The sequence below is a fragment of the Streptomyces sp. NPDC059564 genome, from assembly GCF_042735575.1.
Lineage (GTDB): Bacteria > Actinomycetota > Actinomycetes > Streptomycetales > Streptomycetaceae > Streptomyces.
Genome location: NZ_JBHWBP010000004.1, coordinates 24,687 through 37,942, shown reverse-complemented (window position 1 = coordinate 37,942; position 13,256 = coordinate 24,687). Strand labels below are relative to the sequence as shown.

The following is a 13,256-nucleotide window of genomic DNA, read 5'->3' as shown; positions in this document are numbered from 1 at the left end:
CTGTTCATGACGCTGATCAACCCTCCTCTTCTCGTACACGGCGGCACCCACGCGGCCAGGGCCTTCCGCATGATGGTCCGGGACCTGAGCCACGGCGCCCAGGGCATCACGGAATCCGACGACCTCAAGGTCACCCAGCTTGCGACGCCGGGCACCGGTGTACGTGTCGGTGACGGCTCCGCGGTGATCCGCGGAGCCATGGCGTGGGGGCAGGGCAGCTACACCCAGTACAACGTGGGCTTCCACAGCGTGCCGATCGCCCCGACCGGCGTCTCGGCCCGTTCGGACCTGCTCGTGCTGCGCGTCGAGGATCCCGAGTACGAAGGCGTCCGGAACCCGGAGCGGGATGACATCGGCTACTTCCACGTGATCCCCAACGTGTCCACGAACGCCGTCTCGCCGCCTGCCGGCATGACGGCGGTCGCGCTCGCCAGGATCGACCTCCCGGCGAACACCCGCGTCGTCACCGACTCGATGATCAAGGACGTACGGACCATCGCGAACCCGCGGCGTGAACGGCAGCTGCACACCGCATCGCCGGGTGAGGATCAGAACTGGGCGGGAAACTCGGGCAGCTGGGCTGACTGGCCGCCGGCCGCCCGCTTTGACATACGCGTGCCGACGTGGGCCCGCCGTGCCCGGATCGTCATGACGGTCTCGGGTCTCCAGGTCCTGGGCAGCATCTGGGGTTCCACCGCCTTCCGGCTCGGCGGAGTTCAAGGGCAGTCGATCCAGATCGATGACGGCAGCGCCTCCGGGGACCGGTCTGTGCGAATCAACGCGATCTCCGCGGACACGATCGACGTCCCGGCCGACATGCGTGGCACCACCCAGAGCCTCCAAGGCATGGTGTTCCTGACCAAGGACAACGCGGGCTCCCTGCAGGCGGACATCGTCACGACGGTCATCGCCGACATCGAGTTCGAGGAGGGCATCTGACCATGCCCTCATACCGCTACCGCGTCCACGACGCCCTGACCGGCCGCGTCCTCGTTCATGATCTCCCACTGTCCGGCGTTGAGTTCGGGCCCGGCCTCTCGGAGCCCGGCGACCTGTCGGGTGAAGTCCCCGTGCCGTTCCGGAACCTGGTGGGCTCGGACATCAGCCCGGCGAACACCGTGCTGGTGGTCGAGCGGGACGACACCGTTCTGTGGGGCGGCCTGATCTGGCGGGCCGAGCCGGAGGGCGACAAGTTCCCGATCGAAGCTAGCGGCTGGGGCTCCTACCTGCACCGGCGTCACGACCTGCACGGGGAGCTAGACGGGCGCGGCCCGTACGTCCACGCGGACGCCTGCCAGGTGATCCGCGATGTGTGGGCGTATGCGCAGAGCCAGCCCGACGGCAATCTCAACGTGGCGGTCGACCCGTCGACCAGCCGTACGAAGGTGGGCATGCCTGCCGAGCCGTACAAGGTCGAGTGGTGGGAGTCCCCCGTCCTCGGCGACGTCGTGGACGACATGACAAAGGTCGACGGTGGCCCTGAGTGGACGGAAAGCACCACCTACTCGGACGGTCGACCGTCCGGGCAGATCCGTCTTGGGTGGCCGCGTCTGGGGACCCGGCGCACCGACATCATGTTCGCCTCCGGCGTCAACATCACGGATGTCGCCTCGGTGATGTACGACGGGGACGAGTACGCGCAGGTGGTCATCGCGCTCGGCGCCGGTGAGGGGCGCGGGCGTCGCCGGGCCGTCGATGCCGTGCGCAACGGCCGCCTACGTATGGAACGCGTCCTTGAGGTTCCGGGCGAGAAGGGCAATGACCGGCTGGCGACGCGGGCGCGCCGTGAGCGCATCGCCCGGCAGACGCTCGGAGAGGTGAGCGAGATCCAGGTCGTCGATCATCCGTCGGCGCCCATCGGGTCGTGGCAGGTCGGCGACGACGTCCGGGTCCGTATCCACGACCAGTGGACGGATTGGGATGGCTGGTGCCGGATCACCGGCTGGCGGATACGCCCTCCGCAGGGCGATGACGGAGAACGGGTCACGCTGTCGCTGGCCCGCGCTGACGGCTTCGTCTACGGGGGTTGATGTGGCGAGCAACCTGACGCAGATCGCGGCCCGCCTCGCGGATGTCGAGCGGAGGCTGACCGGGCAGGCCCGCACCGCGAGCCTGGCGTACTCCTCGGTGGAGGCGGGCGCGATCGAGGTGTATGACGAGGACGGCGTCCTGACGGGCGCCGTCGGAGTCCAGTTCGACGGAACCACCGGGGTCGCCACGTTCAACGGTCCGCCACCGCCCACACCCAGTGCCCCACAGGTCGTGCCGGTACTGGGTGGCCTGCGCGTCGGCTGGGATGGCGCCTTCACGGACGCGGCCACCCCGCCCCTGAACCTCGGTCGGGTCCAGGTGCACCTGCTGCTCGCCGCAGACGAGCAGGTCGATATCCGCACCCCGGCGGCAACGATCGAGGGCGGGTCCGGGGCCACGGTGACGATCGCGGTCAGCGACTACGTGCCCCGGCATGTCCGGCTGGTCGCGCTCAGCACCGCGGGCATAGCCGGGCTGGTGTCCGCTCCGGTGATCGCGGCAGCGCGCCAGGCCGTCGGGCAAGACCTCCTCGACGGGATCGTGTCGGAGGTCAAGCTCGCGGAGAAGGCCGTCACCGACACGAAGATCGCCGTGGGTGCGGTCGGCACGGCTGCACTCGCGGACGGAGCGGTGCTCGCGGAGAAGCTCGCGCAGGCGTCGGTGACGAGCGGCAAGATCGGCTCGGGCGCTGTCACGCTGAACACGCTCGGCGGCACGCTCGCGGACGGCATCACCCAGCACTACCTCGACGCCCTCGGGGACCCGACCGCCTGGACGGAGGTCACGCTAGGCGCCGGGGCCAAGTGGGAGCACCTGACGGACATCGCCGACGCGCCAACCGGGCGTACCGTCGGCCAGGCATCGGGCTTTGCCGCCGTACGCGGCACGACTCCGATCCCCTACGATCCAGACACTCTCTACCGGGTGTCGGCGCGAGTGCGGACCAGCGCGCCTTCCGATTCCGGCACCGACAGCGTGTACGTGGGCGTGATGGGTCTCGGTGCGAACGGCACCACGCTGGTGAACCGGGAGGGCGCCGACTCGACCGCGTCCCACTTCTATTGCGCGGCGTCCCGGACGCCTCTGCCGGCCAGGGCGGGCTGGCAGGTGTTCACCGGCTACCTCCGGGGCCGCGCCCTGCCGGGAGTCTCGGGCAGCGCGGGGGTGTGCCCCGATCCGCGGGCCCCGGGGAAGCTCCACGACCAGGTGCGATTCGTGGTCCCCTGCCTCTTCCTCAACTACGATTCCGCCCCGACGGGGGACACAAGCGGTACCGGCGCAATGCAGGTGGACGCGGTCACGGTCGAGATCCTCAAGACCGGCATCGTGGACAGCAGCAACCTCGTTGCGGGCTCGGTGACCGCGGGCGCGCTCGCGACGGACTCGGTGACGGCCGGCAAGGTTGCCGCGGACACCATCAGCGGCCGGGAGCTCCAGGCCTCCTCCGTGTCAGCCGGACACGTGATCGCGGGCGCGATCACGACGGACAAGATGACCGTGGTCGGCACCGCGAACGTGCTGGCAGACCCCAGCTTCGAGGGCTCCCCCACGGTCGCGTTGACCGCGTCCCTTCCGTGGGCAACGCAGGACAAGACCCGCGGAAACGGCTCTGCGTCGTCGCTGCGGATCGACGCTGTCTCTGCGACGCCGGTCTATCGGGCGGTCGACCTCACACTCCTTCCCACAACCCCTGGGGATCAGCTGTACCTCGCTGCCGACTACTACGCCTCCGAGGACTGGGTGGGCGCGGAGCTGAGCTTCCACATCCGGTGGGAGGGAGCCGACAGCAAGATCCTCGGCTACGCGAAGGCGCGCACAACCAGCCCGGTACGCGGCCAGTGGGATCGTGTGTCCGGTACGTTCACCACGCCGGACGGGGCGGTACGTGCCCGCGTCCGAGCCGAATCCGGCAACAGCACCGCGGGCACCCTTTGGTGGGACAACGCCTGTGTCAGGCCGATCGTGGCCGGGGTGCAGATTGCCGACGGGGCGGTCACGGCCCCGAAGGTGTCCGCTGGTGCGATCACCACCGACAAGCTCGCGGCGCTGACGGTAACGGCGGAGAAGATCGCCGCGTCAGCGATCACTGCGGACAAGGTAGCCGCGCTGTCGATCACTGCGGAGAAGCTGGCTGCGAATTCGGTGACGGCGTCGGCAGTCGCGGCGGGCGCCATCGAGGCCATCCACATCAAGGCGGGCTCGATCTCGGCCGACAAGATCTCTCTGGGCTTCGACGGCAACTTGGTGGCCGACGGCAGCTTCGAGGGTGAGGTCGCCCTGAAGCGCATCGCCGCGACCGGCGGCTGGAGCATCGTTAGCCCCGGCCGGGACACCCCGAAGGGGGTGCGGGCCGACTGCTCGGCGCCAACGCCCACCGATCGCACGCACACGCTCGGCGTGTTCTCCGCGACGCCTGGCATGCGTGTATGGATGGCCGCCTACTACCAGGTCAGTGGGGACTGGGTCGGCCGGAACGCGACGGTGTACGTGCGGTGGGAGGACACAGCTGGCGCGGTGCTGGGCTACAGCACGCTGACGAGTGTGAACGGCGCCGCGGGCAAGGGCTGGCTCTTCATGTCGGCGATCGGCGACGCGGCGCCGGCCCAGACGGTCACGGGACGGATGCGGGTCGGCGTCAACGGCGCCACCGCCGGAACCGTCACCTTCGACAACGTGGTGATCCGACAGGTGCTGTCCGCCACGAACTCGGGCGCGCGCGCCGAGGTCAGCCCTGAGGGTCTGCGTCTTTACGATCAGGACGGTGAGGAGTCGATCTCGCTCGTCACCGGCCGCCCGCAGTACCTGACAATCACGAACGACGGGGTACCCGTCGCCACGATCAACCAGGACGGGCACGGCGCTTTCAACGATCTGTCGGTGGCCGGGCAGCTCACGATTAAGGGTGAGCCGCTCGACCGTCGCATCGCTCAAGCGCCCAGAGGCGTGATCGTCGCGCACACCGTCACGCAGGGCGTCACCACTGCTGGGGGCACGGAGTCGGGGTTCGTGGAGTTGGCCGTGCGTATTGAAGCGGACCGGCAGTACAGGATCGTGCTGGACACCCAGTCCGAGCGGTCGCAGGCGGGCGGCGCACTGATCCTGATCTTGCGTGATGGAGGCACCGCGGCCCCCACCCTGTCTTCACGGCAGCTCCAGAGCGCCGGGCACGTGATGGGCAGCGGCTGGCAGCGGGTCCGTCTTGAGCTGGTGTGCCGCGGATCCGCGCTCGGAGCGGGAACCCACCGCCTCCTGACGTCCTTCATATGGGACGGCCCGACCAGTGCGAAGGCCACTCTCCTCGGCGGCGCCGAGTACCCCGCCGTGATGTACGTCGAGGATGTCGGGCCCGCGCTGCCCGCCACGGGCCAGCTCAACAACGGACGGACCCCTGGCACAACTCCGCCAGCGGCTCAGCGGTTCGAGCGCACCTACGCCGCGGCCTGGTCTGGCACGTACACCAGCCGCGGGGCATACAGCTCGTATCACGGCAACCAGATGCTCCAGGGCTTCTACTCATCCACCAACGGCCTCACCGCGTCCCTCGTCGGCTTTCCCACGTCGTTGGGCACGGACCTGAGCGGGGCGACTATCGAGAAAGCAGAGCTATTCCTCCACTTCGAGCACTGGTATTCCTCGTCTGGTGGACAGGCTGCAATCCGGACACACGGACACGACGCCCGGCCCGGATCGTTCAGCGCGGACGGAGAAGCCATGACGGTCGACTGGCGCCGCAACGAAGGCAAGTGGGTCGACGTCACCAACCTCGTACGTAGCGTCCGGCCGCGTGGCTTCGCTCTGGACCCGAACAGCACATCGAGTAACTACTACGGCCGTGCACACGGTGTTGGCCAGGCATTCCCGCCGCAGCTGAAGGTGACCTACGTGAAGTAGATCACGACCGGGCTGCCTGCTTATCCACCGGCTGACGGAGCTCTGCGGGTCCTGTCCAACCTCTCCGCCACCCGCTACGTCCTGTCGGCCCACCCGGACAAGAAGAGCGGCTCCATCGCCCCCAAAAAAGTGTCGGGGAGGTTGCGGGCGGCCTGCGCTGCTTCCGTGGGCTGAGGCGGCCTCAGCAGCCGAAGCCCAGCTCACTGCCTACTGACCCCGAGTGCCGATGCCAGCACCCGGGGGATGGCGGTGCGCTGCCTGGCTCAAGTGCGTTTCTGGCTGCCGTTGTTCCAGGAGGAAGGTAATGGCTGGTTCTGGCGCCTGGGGAGCCGACCGACCGTATCGTGCGCCGCGTACATGTGGCCTAGGAAAGGACGCGGGATGGCCGGAAGGGCTTCTACACGATGGAGACGCGGCGTCATCTCCATCGTGGTCGTCTGCATGGTTGGCGGAAGTGCCGTCGCCGTGAAAGAGGGCTGGCTGCCGTGGCAGTCCGAGGGGCAGCTTCAAGTGCGTGTCGGGAGCCTGCCCGACGGCAAGATCGGCGACGTGACGGTGCGGGGGCCGGAGGGCATGACGGAGCATGTCACCCGAACCAGCACCCTCACAGGTGTGAAGCCGGGCCGATACACCATCACGGCAGGCAAAGTGCAGGGCACAGACCATGACCTGTACCCGCCAAAATTGGAGCAGTCCGTCACGGTGCCTGCCGGCGGTGCCGCGTCGACCACGGTCGACTACAACACGGTCGTCCTTCACACGACGAAGCCTGTCGAGGCTGCCGACATCCGCGGGGTCGACGGTGAATCGGTCACCTTGTCACCCGGCAGCGCCACCGCAAGGAAGCTTGCCGTGGGTGACGTGCTGGTGGCCGGGGTCGGTCCGCACACTCCGGAAGGGCTGCTGCGGAGGGTCATCGAGGTCCACACGAGCGGCGGTGCTGTGACCGCTGTCACCAAGTCAGCAACGCTGCGTGAGGCTGTGCCTCAGGGGCGCATCAACGTGGTGGACGAGCCCATTGTGTCGCCGCAGGAGGCGATGCGTCGGGAGGGCACGGCCAAACATGCCGCTTTCACGAGGACGGGAGTCACGTCGCCTGGTCTTCTCACGGCCGAGGTGGCCACCGGAGAGGACCCTGAGATGGAGGCGGACGGCGAGGGAGGGTTCACCTTCCTGTACAAGTTCACCGATCCCCAGGACAAGAAAAACAGCACCGATTTCGGGGCCGACCCGAAAGACCCGAACCGCGGGAAGGGCAGTCGGGAATGCGCTGGGGCAGGTTCGTTGCCGATTCTGCAGGAGGCAGCGTTCACGGCAACCACACCGAGGATGACTCTGGACACCAGTTGGGATCACGGCAGGCAGAAGGGACTGCGGTGGTCGTTGAAGGCATCCCAAACGGCCGGCTTTGGCGCGAAATCGAACGCCGTGGAAGCCAAATGCGAAGTGCGCTGGCTCTACCCGGACGACCCGATGCGCCTCGGCGTCATCACGGTGCCATTGGGGCCCTTCATGGTGGTGATCGCAGTGCACGGTGCCCTGACCGGCGTGTCCGGCTTCGGCGGCAAGGTTGCAGTGAAGGCCAGCCAGGAGTCGCATTTCGAGGCGGGCATCGAGGTCCCGGACGGCGGTGAAGCGAAGGGGATCGCCAAGTTCGACAACAAGTTCAGCCTTGCTGAACCGCCCTCCTTTGAGCTGGAAGGGAATGTCAAGGTCGGTGCCCGGCTCTCGTTCTACCTGTACGGCACAGTAGGCCCCTATCTGGACATCACCCCCGGCCTGAAGCTTGCCTACAAGGAGGATTTCGGGCAGGAAGGAACCATAAAGACCGAACTCCGCGGCGGCTTGTACACGTCTGCGGGAATCGACCTCGAATGGCTCGGATACGACCGGAGCGCCGTCGAAATCGCGGACCTCTACCACATCGACAAGGTGCTCTGGGACAAGACCTGGCGCGAGTCACCGGCCGACAAGGCGGCCAGGGAGGACCCGACGCCCTGTCCCGACGCCGCCGCCACGACGGCGGCGGTAGCCAGCCTGAAGGAGGTAGCCAACCCCGAGGCCATGCACGTAACCGGCCGGAAATGTTGGAGGGACTGGGCGGTCGTCGACTGGGTGCCTGACCTCTACGCGGGCCGGGTGTCCGCGACCCTGTTCAAACGCAAGGGCGGCAGCTTGACGCCGACCGTCACGATGCTGGGCGCCGACGGCCCTGCGGGCGGCAGCAGCCACGACGCGACGTGCGCCAAGGTGAAGGACATGAAGGCGCCACCCGGCCTGCTGGACTACCTGTGCCCGACCAGCACCGGCACCTCCGCAACCACCGCGTTCAACCCTGCTTCCGCGGACGTGTTCGCGTCCAACGGGTACGTTCCGACACGACGAGCGGACCTGAAGGAGCTCCGCGGCCCCCTGCGAGCTGTGCAGGCGTGCGGGAACTGCGGCCCCGAGGGTGGTGACGGGTCCGCCCAGATCATCATGCTGTTCTACGGGAACCGATACGTCGGCATGGTGCAGGAAGGCACGGCATACAGCTTCCGCGAAGTGACCGCGCAGAACGGCGCCCAGATCACCTCGCGCGTGCGGTGGGCAACCCCTGACGACCCGGTGTGCTGCCCCAGCGGTAAGGAAGTCACCTACCGGCACACGTGGCAGAACCACCAGTTGCAGTACACAGAGTCCTTGACGCGCGGGCAATAGCCGCACAATCACGTACCTGGCCGCCCCGCCACCAGCGCACGTCTGGTTGCGGGGCGGTACCCGCTGCGGTCCCGGCCAGGTCGCCCGTTGATAACGGGCGGCTAGAGGGGCCCTCCTCAGGGCAACGAACCCAACGGGCAAGGTGGGGTGGTGTGCCCAGGCGTAATACCCCTCAGGTTCGTCGCGAGAGTGCTCCAGGAATCTGTGAGCCCGTCAGTTTCGGTTAGCAGTAGCCCATAGTCTGCACGAGCGTCTGCGACGCCAGCTCCGTCCGGGTCCCGCACTAGATTGCCGTTCTGATGCCCGGACCGTCTGGCGTGCACACGTACGATCGGTTCAGGCGCGGGGCTGCTGGGAGTGATCAGAGGTGTCTGTGCCGCCGAGCGCCGAGCCCACCCTGTGGGAGCTGCACCGAGCGGTGTCGCAGCTCCGCGAAGATCTTCGCGGCGACCTCGCGCACCTTGCCGCCCGCCTCGACCAGGTCGTCACGCAGGACGTCTACCGGGCGGACCAGCGGGCAACGGAGCAGCGCATCGGTCAGGTTGAGGCCGCTCTCGCCGGCCTGCGCGGGGAGCATGACCAGATCACCGAGCGCAGCGAGCAGCAGCGCCGGGAGGATCAGGTACAGGCGGCGGCGACCAGGCGCCTGGTGGTCAGTTCTTTCGTCGCGCCGCTTCTGCTGATGGCCGTCCAGCTGTGGCTGGTGTCGCGCGGCACTTCGTAACAGCTGCCGCTCCACCTTTTGATCTTGGGCGCGGGGAGAATCCGAGATTCGAACATGGCAACACCCCTGAGTGCTGACGCACTCGTGGCGGCGCTGCGCGCTGAAGGCGTGCGGGTCGTCGAACGCCCGGGCTGGCGCACCCACAACAGAAACGCCAAGGGGGCCTGGGGCCCTGTACACGGTGTGATGATCCACCACACCGTCACCTCGGGTACCGCGAACACCGTAAGTATCTGCGAGAACGGCTACTCGGGTCTGCCGGGCCCGCTGTGCCACGGCGTGATCGCGAAGGACGGGACGGTTCATCTCGTCGGGTACGGACGCGCGAATCACGCGGGGGCCGGTGACTCCGATGTCCTGGAAGCGGTGATCGCCGAACGGGCGCTTCCTACGGCCAACGAAGCCGACAAGGACGGTAATCCGCACTTCTACGGCTGGGAGTGCGAGAACCTGGGCGACGGTGAAGATCCGTGGCCAGCGGTGCAGCTGGAAGCAATTGAGAGGGTGTCGGCCGCGCTCTGCAGGGCTCACCGCTGGAGCTCGGCGAGCGTCATCGGCCATCTTGAGTGGCAGCCCGGGAAGATCGACCCTAAGGGCTTCACCATGTCCGGGCTGCGTCAGCGTGTCGCCGGACGCCTGAATGGCGATCCCGGCGGCGGTGCCGAGTCCACCTATACCGTGCAGGCCGGGGACACCCTGTCTCGGATCGGCGAGCGCCTCGAGGTGAGCTGGCTGGTCCTGGCCCGCGAGAACGGCATCGGCGCGCCCTACCTTATTCACCCGGGCCAGACCCTGAAGGTGTCGAAGTGACATACAAGAGCGCGCTCGACGCGAACCAGCGCACCGTACGAACGATCTTCCAGACTCTCCTGGGATTGGCTGCGGGCCTGCCGCTGATCATCGATGCGAGCGACATCCCGCAGACCACGGCGGGCGTCGCAGTTGCTCTCGCGGTCGCTGGAGCCGTAACCCGGCTAATGGCGCTGCCTGTGGTGCACAATCTGCTGCCGAACTGGCTGTACCGCAGCGATCCGCCCGCGGACACCAGTCAGGTCAGCGGACAGCTGGCCGTGGTGGAGGCCTGATCGTGGCAGGGCCCTCGGTAATCCGGGGGCCTCGCCGCTTTCCTCAGGCGAGGGCTGGAATCGAGATGTGGCGGCCGGCGGTGTAGGCGAGTGCTGCGGTAGGGAGGGCCGACTCGCGGCCGCTAAGCAGCACGGTCAGGCGGCCGTCTCCGGTGGTAGCCGCAGCCGGGGTGCCGTTCAGACGGCGCAAGGCCTGGGCGGCGACCGCGTCGGCGGAGCCGCGCAGGACTGGGGTGATGAGCGACGGGCGGCGCAGGGCTGCACGGATCTGGCTGGCGACGAGTTCGTAGTGGGTGCAGCCGAGGACAACGTCGGTGACGCCGGCCGGGGTTCGCCGGGCGGCCTCGGCGACGGTCTCGCGGATTGCAGACGGATCAGCGTGCTGGACTGCGTGCGCAAGTCCTGGACAGGCGATCTCGGTGACCTGGACTCCTGCTGCGTACCGATGGATCAGGCCGGTCTGGTAGCTGCTGCCGGTCGTCGCCGGGGTAGCCCAGATGGCGACGGGCCCCCCGGTCGCGACGGCAGTCTTCACTGCGGGAACAGTTCCGATGATGGGGATCATCGGTTCGAGAGCTGCCTTCACGACAGGCAGCGCGTGCACCGTAGCGGTGTTGCAGGCGATGATCAGGGCATCGGGCCGGTGGGCAGCGGCGGCTTGGGCGGCGGTCAGGACTCTCCGTCGAAGGTCTGGTGCGGTTCGCGGCCCCCAGGGCATCCCGTCGGGGTCGGAGGAGAGGATCAGGTCGGCGTCTGGCCGTAAGCGCCGTATGGCTGCCGCTGCTGCGAGGAGGCCGATCCCAGAGTCGATGAGTGCAATCTTCATGAGTCACCTCGGGCTTTCTCCGGCTTGATGCTTGGCCGCACCCTCATGAACAGTTCCTCGGTCCTGCCGTCGGGATTGAGCTCTCGAATCCAATGCATAGGCGGGGGCACTGCCGTCACTGCTGCGCGACTCGGCGCCCGAGACAGACCAGCGGCGGGGAGTCCGGCGAAGGCTGCTGGCTGCCAATCGCCGAATATCCCCAGCCCTCGTAGAGCCTCTTCACCTTGCCGTCTCCGGCAGCAGGGTTGACGAGGAGGGACACATATCCTTCGTCGCGGCTTCGGAGGAGTTCGTCGTGTATGGCCTGGGCTAGTCCTTGGCCGCGCCAGGGCTTGATGACACCGATCTCTTTGATCGCGAGGGATGGTGAGCTCGTGTATTCAGCAGGAGCCGGGGCGTCCATCCGGGTCCACCAGCGATTGCCGGGTTCCACCGTGTTGGCATAGGCGTAGCCGATGGGTTCACCGTCGGGCGCGTGGGCCATGACGACCTCCCAGCCGGAATCGTCACCGTGCCGGCCGAGTCGTTCGGTGAACGCCTCGACCTTGTAGTTCGGCAGATGAAGCAGGTCCGCTCGGACGCTGGCGTAGACCTTGATCAGGTCCTCTCGCACTTCGCTGAGGTCGGTGTGGTGCTTCAGGGTTGCGTGCTCCGTCACTTCGCGGTTCCTCTCAGCGACCTGGCGTACTCGGTCCAAAGGCGGGCCTGCGGGCTCGTCGGCGCCTTGTTGCGCAGTTCGCTTCCGACGTTCGCCAGCATTTCAACGACGCGGGGGTGGGATGTGGCCGCGTCCCGGGGGACGCGCATCGCAGAGGCGACCGCCGGCTCGAGATCGCCTTGGCCCAGCTGGGCGAGGGCGAGGCGCGATGTGGTGATGGCCCGCGACCTCTGCATGTGGGGGCGTAGACCCGCCAGGCACCGGTGAGCGTGCGCCTCTGCGGCGTCGTACTGAGCCAGGGACATGTATGCGGAGAGAGCGAGGCTGTCGAGTTCGGCTTGGTCGTAGAAGGCCCGCATCCACACGGGCCGGTCCGCGTCGGGATCCGCGCGCTGCATCGCTTCCTGCGCCGTGTCGAGTGCTCGGCGGGTGGCCCTGCTGTCGCCCGCCGTGGCGTGGATGGCGGCGTGCCGAGCATGACCCAGGGAGGCGAACATCGGATCGCGCCGGGTGATCGAGAGCGTGCGGGCGACGTCATTGGCCGCTGCGGCGTCGGCGGGCCGCTTCATGTGGCGGTACATGGTCCCGGCGTGGGACCAGATACGGAACTGGATCGCCTGGTCGCCGGACATCGCGGCGAGTTGCTGGGCCTGGCGCATGTGCTCGATGGCCTGGTTGTACCGGCGGCCGTCGATGGCAGCCCACATGGCGGAGGAGCGGAACGCGGCCGCGCTGGCGTAGAGGTATCCACGCACCCGCTGACTGGCGGCCCCGCTGGCTTGAAGTTGAAGGGCCTCCTCACTCAGGGCTGCGGCCTGCTGCTCAATGGTCTGCTGGCCACCGTGACGGTGATCGCTGGCGATGACATCGGCGAAGCGTTGCTGGAGGCGTTCTACGTCGGAGACACCGATTCGGCGCGGGGCCACGTAACTGGGCGTGGCGGCGGTAGCCGCGAGGGCGGCCGCGCCTTGCATGAGATGACGGCGGAGCACTGGCGATTCCTCCTGCGCTGGTGCGGTTGCCGGAGCACGAGTACGGCGTTCGAACCCTAAGTCGGTTGCCGACTTTCCGCTGACGAGTTCCAGGGCTCGCAGTTGCACGCTGTTGGGGCAGCGGACACGCCCCGAGCGCCAGGCGCGGATGTTGCTGTCATCCAGTCCACCGGATCGGCCGGTGAGTTGGGCGACAGCCTGGTTGACCAGCTCAGCAAGTTCGCGGGAGCCCAGTCTCTGGTCGTGCATCCACTCGACGAGTACGTGGTTCGGCAGCGCGCTCATCGCTCCACAGTAGGATCGATCGCGACTCAAGGACGGGTCAAGTATTCGTCAAATCACCCTAGGG

At 67.7% G+C, this 13,256-nt stretch carries 10 protein-coding genes; 7 read left to right on the top strand and 3 right to left on the bottom strand.

Going from position 1 to position 13,256, the window contains the following annotated elements:
• Positions 1-6: 6 nt before the first annotated feature.
• The 7 genes from ACFV0Q_RS02040 to ACFV0Q_RS02010 all read left to right on the top strand — a co-directional run bounded on the left by ACFV0Q_RS02040 (position 7) and on the right by ACFV0Q_RS02010 (position 10,431).
• A complete protein-coding gene (locus ACFV0Q_RS02040) occupies positions 7-939 on the top strand; it encodes a hypothetical protein (RefSeq protein ID WP_384999011.1) in 933 nt (310 codons plus the stop codon).
• Between the two features lie 131 nt (positions 940-1,070).
• On the top strand, positions 1,071-2,030 hold the full coding sequence (locus ACFV0Q_RS02035; protein WP_384999009.1) for a hypothetical protein: 960 nt from the start codon (positions 1,071-1,073) through the stop codon (positions 2,028-2,030).
• Between the two features lies 1 nt (position 2,031).
• Positions 2,032-5,922 (top strand): hypothetical protein, encoded by a 3,891-nt coding sequence (locus ACFV0Q_RS02030; protein WP_384999006.1) that lies wholly within the window; start codon positions 2,032-2,034, stop codon positions 5,920-5,922.
• Between the two features lie 381 nt (positions 5,923-6,303).
• A complete protein-coding gene (locus ACFV0Q_RS02025; RefSeq protein WP_384999003.1) occupies positions 6,304-8,622 on the top strand; it encodes an LppP/LprE family lipoprotein in 2,319 nt (772 codons plus the stop codon).
• A 367-nt stretch (positions 8,623-8,989) separates the two neighbouring features.
• Positions 8,990-9,346, top strand: a complete 357-nt coding sequence (locus tag ACFV0Q_RS02020) for a hypothetical protein (protein ID WP_384999000.1) — start codon at positions 8,990-8,992, stop codon at positions 9,344-9,346.
• A gap of 54 nt (positions 9,347-9,400) precedes the next feature.
• Entirely contained in the window at positions 9,401-10,156 is a 756-nt protein-coding gene (locus tag ACFV0Q_RS02015; RefSeq protein WP_384998997.1) for an N-acetylmuramoyl-L-alanine amidase, read from the top strand.
• On the top strand, positions 10,153-10,431 hold the full coding sequence (locus ACFV0Q_RS02010; protein ID WP_384998994.1) for a hypothetical protein: 279 nt from the start codon (positions 10,153-10,155) through the stop codon (positions 10,429-10,431). Before ACFV0Q_RS02015 ends, ACFV0Q_RS02010 begins: the two co-directional genes overlap by 4 nt.
• Positions 10,432-10,474: 43 nt before the next feature.
• Here the strand turns inward: ACFV0Q_RS02010 and ACFV0Q_RS02005 are convergent, their stop codons facing one another.
• The 3 genes from ACFV0Q_RS02005 to ACFV0Q_RS01995 form a co-directional block, all read right to left on the bottom strand.
• Positions 10,475-11,257, bottom strand: a complete 783-nt coding sequence (locus ACFV0Q_RS02005; protein WP_384998991.1) for a glutamate racemase — start codon at positions 11,255-11,257, stop codon at positions 10,475-10,477.
• Positions 11,258-11,372: 115 nt separating this feature from the next.
• The gene (locus ACFV0Q_RS02000) at positions 11,373-11,915 is read right to left on the bottom strand and encodes a GNAT family N-acetyltransferase (protein WP_384998988.1); all 543 of its coding nucleotides are present in this window, start codon (positions 11,913-11,915) and stop codon (positions 11,373-11,375) included.
• Positions 11,912-13,192: an XRE family transcriptional regulator gene (locus ACFV0Q_RS01995; RefSeq protein ID WP_384998985.1), complete on the bottom strand. Its 1,281-nt coding sequence runs from the start codon at positions 13,190-13,192 to the stop codon at positions 11,912-11,914. Before ACFV0Q_RS01995 ends, ACFV0Q_RS02000 begins: the two co-directional genes overlap by 4 nt.
• Between the last annotated feature and the right edge of the window lie 64 nt (positions 13,193-13,256).